13 protein-coding genes and 1 pseudogene are annotated in these 20,486 nt (G+C 36.5%); 11 read left to right on the plus strand and 3 right to left on the minus strand.

Going from position 1 to position 20,486, the window contains the following annotated elements; genetic code table 11:
* Positions 1-47: 47 nt before the first annotated feature.
* Complete coding sequence (locus tag GCWU000342_RS08205; protein WP_006906926.1) at positions 48-386, minus strand: transposase; 339 nt, start codon at positions 384-386, stop codon at positions 48-50.
* Positions 387-548: 162 nt separating this feature from the next.
* Between GCWU000342_RS08205 and GCWU000342_RS08210 the strand changes: the two are divergent.
* From GCWU000342_RS08210 to GCWU000342_RS08240, 8 genes and pseudogenes are all read left to right on the plus strand, one after another.
* Positions 549-2,556: pseudogene (locus GCWU000342_RS08210) on the plus strand (CHAP domain-containing protein).
* 11 nt (positions 2,557-2,567) lie between these two features.
* Positions 2,568-2,807 (plus strand): hypothetical protein, encoded by a 240-nt coding sequence (locus GCWU000342_RS08215; protein WP_004804465.1) that lies wholly within the window; start codon positions 2,568-2,570, stop codon positions 2,805-2,807.
* Entirely contained in the window at positions 2,782-4,266 is a 1,485-nt protein-coding gene (locus GCWU000342_RS08220) for a CD1107 family mobile element protein (protein WP_006906928.1), read from the plus strand. The genes GCWU000342_RS08215 and GCWU000342_RS08220 overlap by 26 nt, the downstream gene beginning before the upstream one ends.
* A gap of 94 nt (positions 4,267-4,360) precedes the next feature.
* Positions 4,361-6,067 (plus strand): DNA topoisomerase 3, encoded by a 1,707-nt coding sequence (locus GCWU000342_RS08225; RefSeq protein WP_006906929.1) that lies wholly within the window; start codon positions 4,361-4,363, stop codon positions 6,065-6,067.
* Positions 6,068-6,148: 81 nt separating this feature from the next.
* A complete protein-coding gene (locus tag GCWU000342_RS08230; RefSeq protein WP_045001137.1) occupies positions 6,149-7,681 on the plus strand; it encodes an AlbA family DNA-binding domain-containing protein in 1,533 nt (510 codons plus the stop codon).
* A gap of 86 nt (positions 7,682-7,767) precedes the next feature.
* Positions 7,768-16,320 (plus strand): helicase-related protein, encoded by an 8,553-nt coding sequence (locus tag GCWU000342_RS08235; RefSeq protein WP_456299940.1) that lies wholly within the window; start codon positions 7,768-7,770, stop codon positions 16,318-16,320.
* A complete protein-coding gene (locus GCWU000342_RS11100) occupies positions 16,283-16,495 on the plus strand; it encodes a hypothetical protein (RefSeq protein WP_456299941.1) in 213 nt (70 codons plus the stop codon). The genes GCWU000342_RS08235 and GCWU000342_RS11100 overlap by 38 nt, the downstream gene beginning before the upstream one ends.
* A 40-nt stretch (positions 16,496-16,535) precedes the next feature.
* Positions 16,536-17,195, plus strand: a complete 660-nt coding sequence (locus tag GCWU000342_RS08240; protein ID WP_003042425.1) for a single-stranded DNA-binding protein — start codon at positions 16,536-16,538, stop codon at positions 17,193-17,195.
* A gap of 68 nt (positions 17,196-17,263) precedes the next feature.
* Here GCWU000342_RS08240 and GCWU000342_RS08245 read toward each other — a convergent pair whose 3' ends face one another.
* On the minus strand, positions 17,264-18,595 hold the full coding sequence (locus GCWU000342_RS08245; protein WP_006906933.1) for a relaxase/mobilization nuclease domain-containing protein: 1,332 nt from the start codon (positions 18,593-18,595) through the stop codon (positions 17,264-17,266).
* 2 nt (positions 18,596-18,597) lie between these two features.
* Positions 18,598-18,954: a plasmid mobilization protein gene (locus GCWU000342_RS08250; RefSeq protein ID WP_006906934.1), complete on the minus strand. Its 357-nt coding sequence runs from the start codon at positions 18,952-18,954 to the stop codon at positions 18,598-18,600.
* A gap of 368 nt (positions 18,955-19,322) precedes the next feature.
* On the opposite strand from GCWU000342_RS08250, the gene GCWU000342_RS08255 reads away from it, so the two are divergent.
* Genes GCWU000342_RS08255 through GCWU000342_RS08265 form a run of 3 tightly spaced genes read left to right on the plus strand, consistent with a single transcriptional unit; the run spans position 19,323 to position 20,476 of the window.
* Entirely contained in the window at positions 19,323-19,598 is a 276-nt protein-coding gene (locus GCWU000342_RS08255; protein WP_004825167.1) for an autorepressor SdpR family transcription factor, read from the plus strand.
* Positions 19,588-20,187 carry an SdpI family protein gene (locus GCWU000342_RS08260; protein WP_006906935.1) on the plus strand — a complete coding sequence of 200 codons (600 nt, stop codon included), beginning with the start codon at positions 19,588-19,590 and terminating at the stop codon, positions 20,185-20,187. Before GCWU000342_RS08255 ends, GCWU000342_RS08260 begins: the two co-directional genes overlap by 11 nt.
* Entirely contained in the window at positions 20,168-20,476 is a 309-nt protein-coding gene (locus GCWU000342_RS08265) for a DUF1648 domain-containing protein (RefSeq protein WP_045000948.1), read from the plus strand. Before GCWU000342_RS08260 ends, GCWU000342_RS08265 begins: the two co-directional genes overlap by 20 nt.
* Positions 20,477-20,486 lie beyond the last annotated feature (10 nt).

Here is a 20,486-nt window from a genome sequence, read left to right on the forward strand (position 1 = left end):
AAGTTTCCCTTTAATCATGCCGCCTTCTGTCTTAACAGTGATATATTTCAGTCTTTCATTTTTGCTGACTTCAGACGGCTCGCGGCAAAAAAAGCGCTGGCTTCCTCCAGGAACTCGTTTTCTTCTTTAAGACGACGAATTTCCTTATCCTGATCTTTGACCTGCTTACGTAAGGTGATCAGCTCCCCATTCAGGGTCATAGCACTTTTGGGGGTCTGGGATCCCGCTCCAAGATCCAGATTTCCGAGCCTATTAGCGCGTATCCATGTATAGAGCGTGTTTTTGGGGATGCCTAGTTCACGTGCAGCTTTTGCCTGGCCAATCTCTTTTGCCAGCTTAACTGCCTGGATTTTGTACTCCTGATCGTACTGTCTGTTAGTTGCCACCGTAAACGCCTCCTTATTCTCTTAAATTATAATGAAATCCTTGAGAATAAGATGTCAACTTTATTTATACAGCATCACATTGTGCCTTTCCTTGATAAGTTTCCGAAAGATACAATCCTTTATCAGAAGATGACTACCAAGCCGGAAGAAGTGAGGTAGCCTATGGGAAAGAAGCTGAAAAAGGACTTTAAGGAAAGGCACAAGGCAAGCATTGAAAAAGAAATGCTCCATAGTGAAACAAACATTATACCTGAAGAAAGTAAGCTAAAGGATACCGATGATTACAGAGGGAAAATCGTTCATGAGAAAGAACGGTTTCAGGATAAAGTTCATAAAAAGACAAGTAAGATAAATGACGATGATGATCCTTTAGGAAAAGACCTTGATAATGATGGGATTATAGACAGATACGACAATGACTTTAGGGATAGCGGCTATTTTGAGTCAACCTATGATGTCGAGGATAATCTTCATCATAAAGCAGAAAATACAAATAGCTTCTCAAAAAGCCAAAAAGCTCAAAAGAAAAATTATAAGAGAAAAAACTATACCGAAAGCCTTTATACAAGGAAAAAGGATGATGTGTTAAAGGAGAATAAGCCTGAAGATAAAAAGACTGGAAAAGATACTGCAAGCAAAAAAGTTCATAGCAGTATTTATAAAGAGCAGAAGAAAAAGCTAAAAAAAGACATGGTAAAGGTATCTGCCCTTTCAGGACTTGCTAAAGGAAGTGAAACCGTAAGAGATTACTTATCTCATGGAAGTGATGAAAATCAAGGAGTGGAAGCAGGAGAAAAGACAGCAGATACAAGCTCCAAGCTCATTCATGGCATAAAGAAGTATTCTGATAAGAAAAGAGCTAAAAGAGGCTATGACCTTACAAATAAGGACTATAAAATCAGAAAGCGTAAGTCAAAGTTGGAATTTCGTGATGCCAAAAAGGAACTGAAAAAGACGGATGAGTATAAAAGAGCAAATGCCTATAAAAGATTTCAAAGGAAAAATCAGGTAAAGGCAGCAATTTCTCGTGAGAATAAGTCAAGGCTTAGAGATCGAATTAAAGAGGGACTTATCGGAACACTGAAAAGCTCAAAGGATATGATTGTCCGAAAAGCAAAAGGACTAATGCTTATTTTCATAGGTATCATTATCTTAGGGACTTTTGTGATTAACTTTGCAGGAACGGGAATGACAGGCTTTATGAATTCTACAAGCTCTGTGCTTACAACAAGCTATTTATCAAAGCCAAATGTCCTAAGTGAAATCAATCAGAAATTTTCAGATATGGAGGTTGAGCTTCAAAGTGAAGTTGACCATGTGAAAGAAAATTATCCCGGATATGATGAATATATCTTAAATAATACAGAATATATCGGGCATAATGTCCATGAGCTTTTATCCTACATTACATCAAGGTGTGGAGAGGTAAAGAGTGTATCGGAAGTAGAATCCATATTAAAAGAATTATTTGATTCCATGTATGACCTTGAGTATAGGGAAGAAATTGAAATCAGATACAGGACGGTTAACAAAAACCTATACCGATGAAGATGGCAATGAATATACCGAAAGCCACGAAGAACCTTATGAGTATAAAAAACTCATCGTAACGCTTCATAAAAAAGAGATGGACAGCATTATCCGAAAGGTCTTTGCAAACTATCCCGATAATCTAAAGCACTATGAAGCCTTGTTCCTTGCACAAGGCAATATGGGAGAAGCCTTTGGTAATTCTGACCTTATCAGTGCAAATGGAGGTATCGGCGGTGGAAAAGAGTATGAGGCATCTACGGAAGTACAAAAGAAGATTGTTAATGCTGCATACATTACGCCATCTCCGGGTGCAGGCTGGTGTGCCATGTGGGTATCACAGGTCTATCAAAATGCAGGACTTGGATATATAGGCGGGAATGCCTGTGATATGTACCGAAACTATACCTTTACATCAGACAGGTCAAAGCTCAAGGTCGGAATGCTTGTGGCAGTCGAAAGCAGCAGTAGCGGAAGCAGTGCAGGGCTTACCTATGGTCATGTAGGTATTTACATTGGAGATGGAAAAGTGATTGATAACATCGGTCGAATAAGAGTAACTACCTTAGATGATTGGATAGCAACATTTTGTAAGCACCATCCCGTAGGATTCGGTTTTCCGCCAAATGTAAAGAAATAGGAGGTAACAATTTGAAAAAGGAACTGATAGCAGTAAAAAACAGAATAAAGAAGTTAAAGGATAAAAAGGCTCTGATTGATGAAGAATTGGAGCCTTTATTCATTCGTGAAGAAGAGCTTGAAAATGAAGAAATCATTGCCATTTGCAGAAAGAATAACATCACAATCAGCGATTTGATGGCAAAGGTAAACAGACAAAAAGCAGAAATGAAAAAGGAGAAAACAAATGAAAACCAGTTTGAAAAAGAATAATAAGTTTTGGACGGTAGCACTTGCGGTAATTGTAAGTATTAGTTGTATTTTAGGTCTTTGGACGGTTGTTTATGCACAGGAGCAAAAATCTGAAGCTCCAACAAAAAACGAAGCTGTTCAAACGGAAGTTGAAGTAAATGTAAGGTATATCTTTGAAGATGAAAAGGTCTTTAAGGAAGAAAAGATAAAGGCTGAGAAAGGACAACTTATTGATAGCGGAGATCTTCCAATGCTCCCAGATGATATGAAATTCATTGATGAATTTCTGTTTTATGAGGTAAAGGGAGATGGAAAAGATGAGATTATCCGTAAGGTAGCAAAGATAGAGGTTAAGGATAAGGGAACGCAGACAGAGCTTTCTAAAGACGATATTTCAAAAATAGAAAAAGAGGCAAAAGAGCTTCAGGATAAACTTGATAAGTTAAATTGCGAACTTAAGGATAAAGACAAATTAAGTGATAAGCAAAAGAATAAAATTAAAGATCTTGAAGATGAAATTGATAGCCTGAAAGAAAAAATGAAGAAAGATAAGGGAAATAAGGACTTATCAGAAGATATGAAAAAGGAAATAGATAAGCTGACGGAAAAGGTGAAAGAGCTTGAGAAAAAGGCAACTGAAACAAATAAAGCTCCTGTAACATCACAATCAGTTACACCGATTAGTCCTATTTCCGGAATTAAGACAAGTTCAGGTATTTCTCCTCAAACACCACAGACTTCTGTAAGTAGTACCGGTAAAGGCTCATCGGATTCGGTAAGCTCAGGTAATACTACAAAGGATACCGGTAAAGGCAAAACGGAAGTAAAGGAGAAAGAAAAGGAAATTCGTTATCCTAATAAGCTGACAGCTAAAATGCCTGCTAACAATAACAGCCAAGATTCAGCTATGGATGGCACAAGTAAGAGTGTAAATACCAATAAGGGAGTAGCTTCTGCACCGTCTAAGGCAAGAGGAAGTATTACGGAAAATAAGGATAATGCCAATAAGGAATATCCGATTCATCATGGGGATAGCAGCGATAATAAAGAAACGGATCAGTATTCGGCTGATGCAAGGCAGTTTATTACCTTTCAAACGAAAAACGGTAAGACTTTTCATCTTATCATCAACCACGATGAAGATAGTGAGAATGTAATACTTCTTACGGAAGTATCTGAAGATGATTTGCTTAACATGGTGGAGAAAAAAGAAGCACCAAAGCAGGAAGTGGTAAAAGAAGAACCTGTTAAGGAAGAAGTAAAGCCTGAGAAGAAGGACGAAAAGAGTAATTTAGGAACCTATATTATTTTGCTTCTTGTAGTAGGCGGGGCATTGGGGGCAGGCTACTATTTTAAGGTTGTGAAAAAGAAAGAAGATAAAGAACTTGAAGCCTTAGAGGAGGAAGATGATGATTTCTTTTCTGAAGCTGAAAGCGAGGAAGAAATAAATGATGCAGATGAAGTAGAAGATGAAGAATAAACGCACCTAAAAACATATTATTTTGAGTGCAAAGTTAGGGCGGGAGAGTAACATCTTTCGCCCTATTTTGATTTATAACAGGAGGAAAACACAGATGAAGTTAGTTATTGCAGAAAAGCCGAGTGTTGCAATCTCCATTACAAAGGTTATTGGAGCAAATAAAAAGAAAGACGGATATTATGAAGGAAACGGATATAGGGTGAGCTGGTGCATTGGACACCTAATTCAAATGGCAAATCCGGACGCTTATGATGAAAAATATGCTAAATGGAATATTACAGATTTACCGATTGTTCCAAAGAACTATAAGTATGAGATAGCAAAATCCACGAGGAAACAGTTTAATATCCTTAAAAAGCTGATGAATGATAAAGAAATAGATTCTGTTATCAATGCGTGCGACGCAGGTCGTGAGGGAGAAAGCATTTTTAGACTGGTATATAACGAAGCTAAATGCAAAAAGAAGATGAAACGCCTTTGGATTTCATCTATGGAAGATAGTGCCATTAAAGAGGGCTTTGATAAGCTAAAAGACGGAAAAGACTATGACAATCTCTTTGAATCGGCACAGGCAAGAGCGATTGCCGACTGGCTTGTCGGAATGAATATTAGTAGGCTCTACTCTTGTCTGTATCAGCAGAATTACAGTGTTGGCAGAGTGCAGACACCTACCCTTGCCATGATTGTAAAAAGAGATGATGAGATAGCAAATTATCAGAAAGAAAAATATTACACAGTAGAGCTTTCTACAAATGGTTTTACACTATCAACGGATAGAATTGATGATGAAGTTGCTGCTGAACAGCTCTTAAATTTAGTAGGCGATAAGATTGAAATAACCGATGTAATTCAGAAAGAAAAGATTACTAAACCTGATTTACCCTTTGACCTTACAACACTTCAAAGAGAGTGCAATAAGTATTTCGGATACAGTGCTAAACAGACACTTGACTATGCTCAAAGCCTGTATGAAAAGAAACTGATCACCTATCCAAGAACAGACAGCAGATGTTTAACGGAAGATATGATTGTAAGTACGGTCAATAACATTTTGGGTAAAAATGACTTTGATACAGAGCGTATTAAGGTAGTATTTGATTCTAAAAAGGTTACAGATCATCACGCTATTATTCCGACAGTAAGCTCACTGAGTGAAGGTTTATCAGGCATTCCTGAGAGTGAAGCAAAGGTATATAGGCTTATATCTAATAAGCTCCACGCAAGTGTGGGTTATCCGCTTATTGAAAACACAACAAAGATTGTAGCTTCATTTGATGGTTTTGAATTTACAAGTTCAGGTAAGGTAATTAAGGATGAAGGCTTTAGCAAATACCTTAAAGAATACAAACCCAAAAAGAGTGAAGATGCTGTATTGCCTGATGTAAGTATTGGTGATGTTTTAAGTATTGAAAATAAAGAGATTAAAGAAAAATTTACTCAACCACCGAAACACTTTACTGAAGATACGCTTCTAAAGTCTATGGAGATTGCAGGAAATGAAGCCTTAGAAAAAGGTGTAGAAGTGGAAAGAAAGGGACTTGGAACACCTGCAACAAGGGCAGGAATTATTGAAAACTTAATCTATAAGGGTTTTGTCGAAAGAGATAAGAAAAATTTGATTGCCACGCATAAGGGGATCAGCCTTGTAACAATAGTATCCGATACCTTTAAGTCAGCGGAAACAACTGCAAAGTGGGAAATGGAATTAGCGGATATTGCCAAAGGGAAATCTTCCAAAGAAAAATTCTTGAAAGATATTGAAAGCGAGATACAGGAGGCGGTTTTAAAATATCGCAAGTAAGTGCCTGCTGATTTCAGAGTGGAGAAAATCCTCTGGAAATGGTATAATATACAAATAAAATTTTTGAAAAGAGGAGGTATTATGCAGCTTTTAGATATAAAAAGAATGGCTCATAACATTCTTGAAAATCAAAACATAGAAAGCAGTTTTATCGAATATAAAAAGTCGGCAAATTTTAAAGATAAAATTCTAAAAACTGCTTGTGCCTTTGCCAATAACTATATGAACAATGAGATAGGCTTGTTGTTTGTTGGTATTGAAGAAGTCGATGATAAAGAAACGGGAGAAAAAGCAATTCCTAAAAGACCGATTGAAGGGATAAAGGAAGCAAAATTAGAGGGAATAGAAAATGAACTTAAATCGCTCCTTGCCAATATTCATCCTAAAATCAACTATCACATTATTACGGATCAAATTGATGATGAATACTATATCGTAGTTGCGGTAGAAAGTGGTAGTAACGGTCCGTTTCAAACAAGTGAAAGGGCAGAAAAAGATAAAGATATTCGATTAAAGGCAGGAAGATATATTAGAGTCGGTAGAGATTCAAGGCTTCCAAATCCAACCGAAGAATTTGAACTTTTGAAGAAGTTTGCAAACTTTTCTTTTAGCTCAAACTTGAACGATACAGCTACCATAGATGATTTAAGCTATGAATATATGAAAGAATATTTGCTTCAAACAGGAGCAAAAAAAGATATTAGAGAAATGTCTAAGCTGGATATGGCAAAGAGTATGGGGCTTGTCAGTGAAAGTGAGTATGGCGGTTATAGAGCTAAAAATTTTGCTGTGCTGATGTTTACAGATACACCAAATAAATTTATTCCAAATGCCCATGTTGAAATCATAAGAGAAATTGATGGAACTGATAAAATGGAATCAAAGAAATTTGATGGTCCGGTTTGGATACAGGCAAAGCAAGTCAGCAAATATTTTGAAGATAATATTATGGCTTCATATACCATAAGGGAAGCGGATAAAATCGAGCATAAGATTGTCTATAACTATCCTCTTACAGCATTTGAGGAACTTGCTACAAATGCCATTTTGCATAAGGAATACGATACGCCTGAATATGTTGGGATATACATTTACAAGGACAGAATTTCTTTTGTGAATCATAATAGACCGCTCCCTCCTGTAACCATTGAGGCTCTTAACAGGGATAGAACTTTTGATCGAAGGCAGTATCTTAACAAAGAACTTAAAGATATGTTCTTTTCACTTAATTTGATAGAGTCTTACGGTTCGGGTATAAGGCGTGCAAAGGATGCACTATTAGAAAATGGTTCTCCTGAGCTTAAGTTTTATCCGGATAATGAAGAAGATAACTATACCAACGCAGTTATGGGTGTGAATAAAGAATTTTTGAAAGAGTTTAATGGTAGTAATGATGAAAAAACTACCATTAAAACTACTACTAAAACTACTATGAAACAGGAAGAGATTATTAAGATAATAGCTGAAAATCCTCACATAAGTGCGAAAGAAATGGCAGAAAAACTAAACCTGACTGTTGATGGTGTACGTTATCATTTAAATAAAATGAGGAAAGCAGGACTTATTCGATATGAAGGCTCAACGAAATTAGGTCGGTGGGTAATTATGAAGTAGTGGTAAGTTGCAATACACAGAATTAAAAGGTGATTAGAGTAAAATCTAACCGCCTTTTTTTGTTTGGGAAAACGAAGGAGGTAAAAATGCGAATAAATGATTTTCATAACATTTTGGAGCTTATAAAACAAGATGTGCTTCATAGTGAAGTAGAGTATCTGAAGCTCTTAAAGGTTGTCGGAAACAATCAAAGATATGACTTTAGAAGTCAATTAAGTATCTATGATAAAAATCCTGAAGCAATAGCTTGTGCCAAGTTTGACTACTGGAGGGAACGTTTTAATCGAACAGTAATGCGAGGACAGAAAGGTATCCCCATTTTAGAGGACTATGGCACATTCAAAAAAGTGGACTATATTTTTGATATAGGTCAGACAGTTTCAAGAAACAGAGATGTCAACGAAGTAAATCTTTGGAAGTTTGACAAAGAAAACCATCAAGATGTGTTAAAGGAAATGATTAAAAGCGAGGGCTATGATGAAAGTAAAAGCACACTTGAAAACATCTTTTCTTTAAGCAGACTCTACGGTGATGAAAAAATAGATACCTTAATGAATGAACTTAGAGTAGCGGATGAGGATAGAATATCCTTTACCAAGTTTGTAAGGGACTCGGTAAGCTATGCGGTAGCGTCAAGATTTAAGTTAGATTATTCGATAGATTATGAGCTTTTAAGAGAGAATTTTCAAAGACTTGACAGCATATCTCTAATGAGTCTTGGTGAAAGCGTATCGGATATTAGCGGAAAAATTATTGATGCGACCATTCAAAAAAGCAAAGAACTGGAGCTTCAAAAAGAAGTTTTAAGAGGAAAAGAAGCAGGATATAATAGGATTAAGGAAGAATTAGAGGAGGTAGAAGAAAATGTACTTCGACGAGATGATCAGAAAAGAAATGAAAACGAGCGAGTTCTCCGAAATGGAGAGTACGGACGAGATAATAGAGAAAATCAGGGAGAATACACTAAACAGCTTGGAGGAACAGACGGATTTCATGAAAGAATTCCCGAATCCGATTTACGCAGTGATGAGACTCACTTATCTTTCAGAGAGCGAGGAGCAGAGCCATTTCGAGATGTTAGTGGATCTATACAAGGAGAAGAAGCTGACAGGACACCTGATGGATATTCAAAAACAAGCGATAGACTTTATGAGAGCGGAGAAGCCGAAACTGATGGCAGCGTGGAAGATAGAGGACGAGAACAATCCACAGTATGGAGCGATGATTTCAGCTCTCAAAGAAATGACCATCAAGGAAGTGGTAGAAATCTAAAAGATAATACTGAAGCAGAGATAAGAGAAGCTGATAATGCTTCTTTTTCTTTGCCTGAAAATTCTTATGGACAGATACTCCTTACTATCCCACTAACCGAGAAGGATATAGATACCGTTCTTGTTAACGGAGGAAATCACGATGGCGGTAGACTTCCTGTTATTGCTGAGTTTTCCAAAGAAAAAACAGTAGAAGAATTGGGAGAATACCTCAAAGATACCTTTAAAGGAGGAAATGGATTTTACATTGATGAAAAAGAAGTATCTTCCTGGTATTCGGATAAAGGAATTCATTTAGCTTACGGAACATCGGCAAGAGAAGATGATACGCAGGTTTTAAGTTGGAGTGATGCTGCAAAGAGGATAAACGAACTTCTTAATAACGGAGGGTTTGCCACAAATGTAGAGATTTCTGAAGCTCTTGATTATGAAAGAGATCGGATTTCAGAATCTCTATGGTATTTATCTAATGATTTAAGTGAAGAAGGAAAAGCACAGGGTTATTTTGATTTTATAGAAAGAGGAGGGGGCTTTCCGGAAGAAACGAAAAGACTCTCTGAGGCATTAAAAAATCCTGAATATCTAAAGGAAACAATCAAAGAATATGGCAGGTTTTTAGAAGGATATAAAGAAAACAGAAATGTATTAAGGTTTCATTATCACAAGCTAGATAGCCTTTATCAGAAGTTGCAAGAACTTGAGCTGCCACGAAAGGAATATAGTACCAATCTGACAGAATTTCCTAAAGTAAAGCCCTTTATTACAGATGACGAAGTTCTTGCTACCCTGTCAAGAGGAAGCGGAATAGATAAGGGAAAAGAGCGGATTACAAAATTTTTCAAAGAAAACCATACACTTCAAGAAAAAGCTAACTTCTTAAAAGACGAATATGGAATCGGAGGACATTCCCATGCGGTTTCAGGGGCAATGGGAAGTGATGAATGGCACGATGCTAAGGGACTTAAATTACAGAAGAAGAATTGCAGTGATGTATTTCTTACTTGGTCAAGTGTGGCAAAACATATGGATGAGCTGCTTTCTAAAAATCTGTATGAAGAAAAGAAAATAGAGAGCAAGACAGAGATAGAAGAATCAAAAGCACCACAATATTATTCTAAAGATGATCCTGAAAACTTAATGACCGATGAAATGCTTAAAAGAGTGCCTGAACTTTATGCACAGGAAGATGTATCTTTAGCAGATAAGCAAGTTCATGCTGCATATATTATTCCCTTTAGAAGCAATTGGACTTGGTATATGACAGAATACGATAGAGAAAGTGGAGATGCCTTTGGACTTGTACTTGGGATTGAACCTGAATGGGGATATTTCAATCTTGAAGAATTGAAAGAATTAAATACCCAAAGGCTTATTTTAGAGGATTTTCCAAAGACTTTTAGAGAGCTTAAAGATACAGAACTTGCAAAGCAGATGGATGAACAGGAGCTTCAATCAGTCTTTAACGGAGAACTTAGCTTTGAAGATAAAGAAGAACTTGAAATATCTGAAGAAGTAGAAGAAAGAGTAGCTGTAACACCTGTTCAGGAAACACTATTTGATTATCTGAAGGAAAGAGAAGAAGTAGAGCTTAACGAAGAAAAGGGAAGGCTTTCAGATGAATTTGCAGTTAAAGAGGGCGATACCGTTTATTTTAATCATGAAGAATATACTGTAAGGGAGATTGCTAAAAACCAAATCACAGGAAGAAATGATTTATGGCTTGATCCGGTAAGAAGTGGAAACCATCAAATCCCTATTGTAGCTTTTATAGATAATGAAGATTTATTAAGACAAGTAAGCCCTGAAAGACCTGCGTTTATCGTTGGAGATGAAATTAAATATAAGGACAAAAACTATACCATTACACGCTTTGATGATATGGGAAATAATCTAAAGACGGTAACGGTTAAGGACAATACAGAATATCTTGGCGGTATGATAACAGGCTCCGATGTGATTCCTTATCGTCTTGAAAGCGACCTTGAGAGGATATTTGAAAATCTGACATATCAGAATCCTGAAAAGACAACTGAAAAAATTGAAATAAAGAAAGCTGAGGCTCATAACTTCAAAATTAAAGAAGAAACGCTACCTGACAAGTTATCTCCAAGTGAGAGATTAAACGATAACCTTGAAGCAATCTCGATGTTAAATCGAATTGAAAGAGGTGAGAGAGATTTAGATATTACCGCTCAGGAAGTTTTGGCAAAGTATGTCGGATGGGGCGGACTTGCTGATGTGTTTGATGAAAGTAAAGAGGGACAATGGGAAGTTGCAAGAAGTTTCTTAAAGGAAAATCTATCGCCATCTGAATATGAAGCTGCAAGAGAATCTACTTTAACGAGCTTTTACACACCGAAAACAGTGATTGACGGAGTGTATAAGACGCTTTTGGATATGGGATTTAAACAGGGAAACATTTTAGAGCCAAGTATGGGAATAGGGAACTTTATAGGCAATATCCCTGATGAAATGAATAAGTCTAAGTTTTATGGTGTAGAGCTTGACTCTGTAAGCGGTCGAATTGGAAAGCTGTTATACCCTGAAAGTGATATACAGATTAAGGGGCTTGAAGAAACTTCCTTCTCCAATAACTTCTTTGATGCGATTATCGGCAATGTACCCTTTGGAGAATATAAGGTAAATGACAGGGAGTATAACAAAAATAACTTCCTTATCCATGATTATTTCTTTGCCAAGTCCATTGATAAAGTAAGAAATGGCGGCGTTATCGCCTTTATTACATCAAGCGGAACAATGGATAAAAAAGACGAAAGTGTCAGACGCTACCTTGCAGCAAGAGCAGAGTTTTTAGGAGCTATCAGACTTCCAAATGATACCTTTAAGGGTGTTGCCGGAACGGAAGTAACATCGGACATTATTTTCCTAAAGAAAAGAGATAGTATCAGAGAAAGAGATGAGGACTGGATACATCTTGTGGAAGATGAAAATGGTCTTATCTACAATAAATACTTTGTAGATCATCCTGAGATGGTTTTTGGAAGTATGGAGGAAGTATCAGGCAGATTTGGAAATACGATAGCTTGTCTACCGAAAGAAAATGCTGACTTAAAGGAATTACTTACAAAAGCAAGCGAAGAAATCGCTAAAAATGCTAATTATGAAGAAATAGAGCTACTTGATGATGAAATCAGCACAATACCCGCAACGGACGATGTCAAGAATTTCTCCTACACCATTATTGATGATGAAGTTTATTACAGAGAAAACTCCCTATTTGTAAAGAAAGAAGTAACGGATAAAAACAAGGAAAAGATTAAGGACTATCTTGAGTTAAATGTTGCCTTAAAGGATGTTATTTACAAACAGAAAGAAGATTTTTCAGATGATGAAGTAAAGAAAGCTCAGGAGAAGTTAAATGAAGTCTATGACAGTTTTTCTAAAAAACATGGGTATGTCAATAATCTTTCTAATACCAGAGCCTTAAAAGAAGATAGTAACTTCCCGCTTGTATCTTCCATAGAAATCCTTGATGAAGAAGAAAACTTTAAGGCTAAGGGAGATATTTTTTCAAAAAGAACAATCATAAAGGCAAAGACAATCGATCATGTTGATACTTCCCTTGAAGCTCTTGTTTTATCTATGTCTGAAAAAGGTTATGTGGATTTTGAATATATGGAAAGTCTGACAGATAAAGATAGACCTACTTTGATTGAGGAGCTTAGAGGGGAAATCTATCTAAACATCAGAGAGGAACAAAACTTTTACAGACCGCTTTCCTTTAACCTCGAAGATGGAGATTTGCCTTTTGCCTGTGCCAATGGCGGCAACTCCTATAAGTATGGCTATGTAACAAAAGATGAGTACCTAAGTGGAAATATCAGAGATAAGATTGCCATCGTAGACAGCTACCTTGCAAAGCTAAGACAGACAGAAAGAGAGCTGCCTCATCTTGGTTATGCCGAAGATGGGAAAGAAAAAGAGCTGATAAGCTATGAGATGAGCCGATTGGAATACCAAAAGGCTGAGCTTACGAAAGTTCTCCCAAAGGAGCTTGAAGCAAGTGAAATCAATGTCCGTCTTGGTGCAACTTGGATACCGATTAAAGATGTTGAAAAATTTATTTTTGAAACACTAAAAACACCGGGTTGGGCGAGATGGGATATTAAGGTTAAATTTTCAAATCTCACAAGTGAATGGAATGTAGAGGGAAAGAGCAGGGACAGAGGAAATGACCTTGCTGAAATGACCTACGGTACATCAAGGGTAAATGCCTATAAGCTGGTTGAAGATGCTCTAAACCTTAAAGAAACAAAAGTGTTTGACCAGATTGTAAATCCTGATGGCTCAAAAACTTCTGTGCTAAATAAAAAGGAAACCTTACTTGCAGGGCAAAAGCAGGAGCTTCTAAAAGAAGAATTTAAGAACTGGATATTTAACGATCAGGAAAGAAGAAACAGACTTGTAAAACTGTATAATGAGCGTTTTAACTCCATCAGAAATCGTGAGTATGATGGAAGTAAGCTATCTTTTGAGGGAATGAATACTAAAATAGATTTAAGACCTCATCAGAGAAATGCCATTGCAAGAAGTTTGTATGGTGGAAATGCGCTACTTGCTCATGTGGTAGGTAGTGGAAAGACTTTTGAAATGGTAGCTTCCGCAATGGAATCTAAAAGACTTGGGATGTGTTCCAAGTCTTTATTTGTTGTGCCGAATCATCTAACAGGACAAATAGGCAGAGAGTTTATGCAGCTCTATCCGTCAGCAAATATCATGGTGGCAGATAAAAAAGACTTTGAGCCGAAAAACCGTAAGCGTTTCATCGGTAGAATTGCCACAGGAGAGTATGATGCCGTTGTAATCGGGCATACACAGTTTGAAAAGATCCCGATGAGTAAGGAATATCAGGAGAAGCATATTCAGGATCAGATTGATGAGATTATTAACTATGTTGAGGAATATAAGCATGACAGAAATCAGAATTTTACGGTAAAGCAGCTCGAAAAGACGAAGAAGAAACTGGAAACAAGGCTTGAGAAATTAAATGATGATTTTAAGAAAGATGATGTTATTACCTTTGAGGAATTAGGCGTAGATAAGCTCTTTATCGACGAGGCACACAACTACAAAAATCTTTATCTTTACACAAAAATGAGGAATGTAGCAGGTATTGGGCAGTCCGAAGCCTTTAAGTCCTCCGATATGTTTATGAAGTGTAGATATATGGATGAAATGACAGGTGGTAAAGGGATTGTCTTTGCAACAGGAACGCCTGTGAGTAATTCTATGACTGAGCTTTATACCATGCAGCGTTATCTTCAGTATGAAAGCCTTAAAAAGAATAATTTAGAGCATTTTGACTCTTGGGCTTCTACCTTTGGGGAAACGCAGTCTGCTTTTGAACTTTCTCCGGAGGGAACAGGGTACAGAGTAAAGACAAGATTTTCCAAGTTCTATAACTTGCCTGAACTAATGTCTATGTTTAAGGAAGTTGCGGACATTCAGACAGCGGATATGCTTAATCTTCCAACACCTGAAGCACACTATGAAGTCATTAAGACTTTGCCAAGTGAGGAACAAAAGGAAATTCTAAAGAGCTTATCTGAAAGAGCAGATGATGTGAGAAATAGGGTGGTAGAACCTGACGAAGATAATATGCTGAAAATCACCAATGACGGCAAGAAACTTGCCTTAGATCAGCGTTTAATCAATCCTTTGCTACCTGATAATCCTGACAGCAAGGTCAATGTGTGCGTGAAAAATGTCTTTTCCATTTGGGATAAGACAAGAGAAAATAAGTCCACACAGCTTCTTTTCTCCGATATATCAACTCCAAAAGGAGATGGAGAGTTTAATATTTACGATGATATTAGAGAAAAACTTGTGGCAATGGGAATACCGAAAGAAGAAATAGCCTTTATCCATGAAGCAAATTCCGACAAGCAAAAAGATGAACTCTTTGCAAAGGTAAGAAAAGGAGATGTGAGGATTTTGCTTGGTTCTACTCAGAAGATGGGAGCCGGAACGAATGTGCAAAACAAGCTGATTGCACTTCATGACCTCGATGTCCCATGGCGTCCTGCCGACCTTGAGCAGAGAGCAGGCAGAATTGTGAGGCAGGGAAATGAAAATAAAGAGGTAAATATCTATCGTTATGTAACGGAGAATACCTTTGATGCGTATTTGTGGCAGACCATCGAGAATAAACAGAAGTTCATTTCTCAGATTATGACAAGTAAAACACCTGTAAGAGTGGCGGAAGATGTGGACGAAAGCAGCTTAAACTATGCAGAGATTAAAGCCCTTGCTACAGGTGATCCGAAAATCAAGGAAAAGATGGATTTGGATAATGAGGTTACAAAACTTAAAATGCTTGAAGCAAACTATAAGTCCAACCGTTACAGATTAGAGGATAAGGTTGCTAAAAACTATCCGGAAGAAATTTCAAGAACAGAAAAGCTCATTGAGGCTGTAAAGAAAGATATTGAAGATGTAGAAGCAAAAGCTGAAGGAGAGGAAAAGTTTGCTTCTATTACTATCGGTGGTGAGAAGATATTAGATAAAAAGTTAGCCGGAGAAAAGCTGCTTGAAGCTATTTCTAAAGTAAAGATCAATGAAAGCAAAGTTATCGGTAAGTATAGAAATATGGACTTGGAGGTAAGTTATAACTTCTTTACCAATGCCCATGACTTTAGCTTAAACGGTGCTGCAAAGCATTCAGGAGAGCTTGGAACGAGTGCGGACGGTAATATTACAAGGCTTGATAATGCTCTTGAGAAAATGCCTGAGAAATTAAAGAGGCTTGAAGAAAAGCTCTTCAGCACAAAAGAACAGCTTGAAAATGCCAAAGAGGAATTACAAAAGCCTTTTGAAAAAGCTGATGAACTAAAGAATAAGGTGCTTCGCTTGGCAGAACTGAATAAGCTCCTTGATATGGGAGAAGTGGAAGAAAAGAGAAATGATAATCCCCTTGTAGAAGATGTAAAACGAGCCATCATTGACTTCTGCAACAGAGAGTATGAGGAAAACCATAGTTATGATGAGTTTGACGCTCTATATCCTGATTTAAAGCACATAGGAATTGCTTATACTGATACACCGGATGAAAGACATGGCATACAGTTTGAGTTAGACCTTGAGAATTATACAGCAACTCAATATGTAAATGATGTTGTAGTAAGTCATTATGATTATGTAAAGGAAAATGGAAGTGTTGAAAAGGCTCTTGATGTCATAAAATTTGAAATGGAAAATGGAGAGTTTAATACCTTTGTTTCGGTAGATGAAGAAGAATTAAAGCAAGCAATGGGACTTGAAATTGATGATGAAGGTAACTTCTATGATCCACTTTCTAAAGACCTTGATAATGATGGAATTGCTGACAGATATGACAATGACTTTTAAGGACAGCGATTATTTTGAGTCAACCTATGATGTTGAAGATAATTTGCATACCAAAGAGGAAGCCACACAGAAAACGGGTGATAAACCATCTATCTTAGGACAGATAAGAGCCTATCAGGAAGAAAGTAAAACAGAAGAAAAACAAACTGCAAAAGAACAGGAATATGTACGATAAGGGAGGGAAACCTCCCTTTTACCATGAAAGGAGATAAAACATGGATTACAAAACAATGAGAAATCAGATAGAAGATATGGTAAGTGATAATCACAAGGACTTTGTTAAGGCGGTTATCAGCATGGAAAAAGGTATCAACGATGAAAGTGCTTTGGATAAGCTCTATGAGGCTTATATGGACAATGACACCGTTAATTTACTGCATGAGGAATTTGATTACATGATTGAAGATTTAAGAGAACAGGGGCAGATTAAAGATCTTCCTTATGTTCAAGAGGAGAAAGATAATCTTGTCAATATCGTTGGAAATATTGTAGGAAAGATCGATGTAGTTGAAAGAGAAAATAAGAACGGCGAAGCCTTTCAAGTAGTAAACTTCTCTGTGGCATCTAAAGATGATGAGGGCAATAAGGTATATCATAATTGCTCCGCATACGGAGAAAAGGGTGATATTCCAAAAGACTTTAAGCAGGGAGATTTTGTAAAACTCTTTGGACAGATCAGAACTTCCGTTGACGATAACGGCAAGGAACATACTAACATCAGGATACTTTCTTCAAAGCTCTTAAAGGCAAAAGAACAGATGAAAGGTCGAGATGAAAAGAAAGAGTCTGTGCTTGGAGCTATCAAAAAATATCAGGCTGAAGATAAGGAAAAGCCTAAAGAAAAGAAAGAAACATCAAAAGAAGCTGAGAGATAAACTTATGGTCGGTGTGGTCTTGGGACTGCACCGACTCTTTTTTTATTTGCGAAAAAAGGAGATAAAGATTATCTCTCCATCTCCTTACCCATATAAATTCCGTAATTTTTTCGTATCTTATAAAGCTCGTCCATAGTGGATTTTGAGGAAGAATACTCTTGCATAAGGCTATTCTTTTTTTCTTGTAATTTATCAAGCTCAGCTAAAATATCCTTTGAATTTGGGAGCTTGGAATAAGATTTTTTAAGCTCTGAGAGAGCATTTTCATATAGGGTAATCTGGGCTTTGTACTCTTCAAAAAATGCCTTGTCAGACGGATTAGCAGTATATTCCTTGTAGCACGCTCTGTATTTTTTAACGGTATGAACTTGCTCCATAGTGGTGGAAAGCTTCTGCATTTCCTTATCAATAGCCTTGATTTTCTCTTGTATATTTTGCCTTTCATCGGCTGCTTTTTGAATATACTCGTCAAGCTGTTTAACGGATTTAATGCCATGTTCTCTGATATAAATAACAGACTCAGCCATTGTATGAAGGTTATGTTTGGTTGCCCAATATTCGTAGCCTTTGCTTTCCTTTACCTTTGCATTGGTGTTCATGTCAATAACATTGCCGATGCGTTTTTTGACGTCGGGAGTCTTGATAAACTCTCTTTCTGCAATTCGTTCTTTTAATCTTTCCTCGGTATAATCTTCTCCGATTGTTTTAGTCCTTGTAAATCTCGCCTTATCTTTTGGCTTAAAAGCAATGTGCTTACCGTATTTGATTTCATAGCCAAGATCAGCCATCTTCTTTAAAAATTCGTCCCAGTCCTTTGACTGTTTTATTATTCTATCAATGTCAAATTGAAGTTTACTTTTCCAAGAAGTGCCATGCTTTGCCTGTTCGTTTTCATACCAAGATTTACCGTTAATCTTATATTTTTTCTTATAGCTTTCGTAAAACTCGTCAATGACAGATAGGCTATTTTCTTTGCAGAGTTTATCACTCTGATAACGGATTTGGTGGTAGCTTTTCTTGTTAGACTGGTAGCACCTACCTGTTACCATATTTACATTATTGAAGATGATGTGATTGTGGATATGCCCCTTATCTACGTGAGTAGATAAGACAAATTCGTACTCATCTTTGAGTATCTTTTTACACAGCTCCATACCAATCTGGTGAGCCAATTCAGGGCTTGTTTCTCCCGGTAAAAATGATTGAATGAGATGTCTTGCAAGAACGGTTCCTTTTGTTCCTGCGTCATTTCGTGTCCTTAAAAACTGAGTGTGAGCAGTTGATTCGTGGCATTTATGAGTGCTTACTAAAAGCTGCTCGTCTGTTTTATCTCCATTTACAATGTAGTCGATAGCAAGATTAAGAGTCGATTTTATTGGGTGTATTTTTGTAATAGCCATTATTATTCACCTTCCGTTTCAGATGTTCTTTTCAGAAGTAGTGAATGAATTTGCCATAACTCTTTTGAGAAATGTTCAATCTCTTTTTTTATATCACCTATGTCCTCTTTGTAGATTACACCTGTCGAATTTACTCGCTTTGCAATCTGATTGATGTTGTTTGTAGCGTTGTAAAGTAATCCTTGTAAATCTCGAAAAGGCTTTAAATCTACTTGATATATTTCCTTTTGTAAAACGCATTTGCGGATAAAATGACTCATATTTCTGCACTTTGCAAGTTTCCTTTTCTCTTCAAAAAGAGCTTTTTCTTCTTCGGTTAATTTAATTTCAAGTCGTTCATTTCGTATCCTATTTGCCATAGGTAATTCCTCCTTTATATGTATTTCGGGGTCTTAGGGTTCTCCCTAACAAGCTAAAAATTGATAAAAAAAGAAGCAGATCCCAAAGGGCTGCTTCATCAATTTTTCCGTAAGTGTCCGTACACTTACTGTGCTTGCTACAAAAGAATGATAAGGACAGCAAGCATTAAGCAAATATTAAGTCCATAGATATTATAACATAATACATGAAATGTTTGAAATTCATTTATCCGCTTTTTGTAAATGAAAATTCGAATATTTTCGAAATAGAATTGACATGTTTTGTGTAAAGAAGTATAATCTATTTAGAAATAAATCGAAATAGCTTCATTACGAGTATTAAATATAGATTAGAAGAGGTAAATTTAGTGGGATTTCCAAATACATTTAAAGCATTAGCAGATCCTGTCAGGCGGGATATTTTACTCTCCTTAAAACAAAAATCACTTACAGCGGGCGAGATTGCTGAAAAATATGATTTATCTAATTCGACCATTTCTTATCATTTATCTTTGCTAAAGAAAGCAGAGTTAGTAACGGAGAGGAAGTATAAGAATTTCATATATTATGACATAAATATATCCGTATTTGAGGAAATGATAATTTGGTTATCACAGTTTCAAGGAGTGGAAAATGAAGAATAAAAAATGGTATGTAGTAATAATGCTACTTAGCTTTTCGGCAAGTATATATCTACTAACTACTGGAAATAGAGAAATTGGTTTTTATAAGATGTATGTATTACCAGTAATAATTTCAACATTTAGCATAGGCTTAGATATTATAGGCAGAAGACTTGCAGAAAAAGATAGGTTGCCACATAAATTAATACTACCAATTGCAATGAGTGTCCCTGTAATATTTGCCATATCACAATATGGTCAGTATGTTTTTAATCAGGAGAATGAAAATTATACTCAGGAAATAATTCGTGTTTTAGTAGCTTTAATTATCATTGCAGTTGGAAATTATTTGCCTAAGACAAAGCCCAGTCGGTTTGTAGGATTGAAATTTTTCTGGCTTCTGGATAAACCGGTATTATGGTTTAAAGTGCATAGGTTAGCGGGATATTTATGGATTATTTCCGGTGTTTTGATGCTCTCCATGAGGGTTTCAAATAAATGGTTTTGGGTAGTTAGTTATGCAACGCTGCTATATGTCATTCCACTGATATATTCCATTGTATTGTTAAAAAGAGAGAGGGAGGAACAATATGAAAACATCAAAAATTAAGCATCTAATCATCAGCAGTATTTTATGTTTAGCTACAATTGGTATTTTTCTGGTATTTGGTAAAAATTTACCAGATGTAGTGCCTGTACATTGGGATTCATCGGGTAACGTTAATGGTACTATTGCCAAAACTTATTTAACTTACGGAGCACCGATTGCGTATTTACTTATTAATTTTATTGCAATTGCAAAGTTTCAAGGAAGTGAAAAGGCAACATGGAAATACTATCTTGTACCAATAAGTGTAATAGCAATTAGTTTCTTGGTAATATTTTTAGCTTTAAGATAAGAAAATATAG

The sequence above is a fragment of the Shuttleworthella satelles DSM 14600 genome (assembly GCF_000160115.1).
Lineage (GTDB): Bacteria > Bacillota > Clostridia > Lachnospirales > Lachnospiraceae > Shuttleworthia > Shuttleworthia satelles.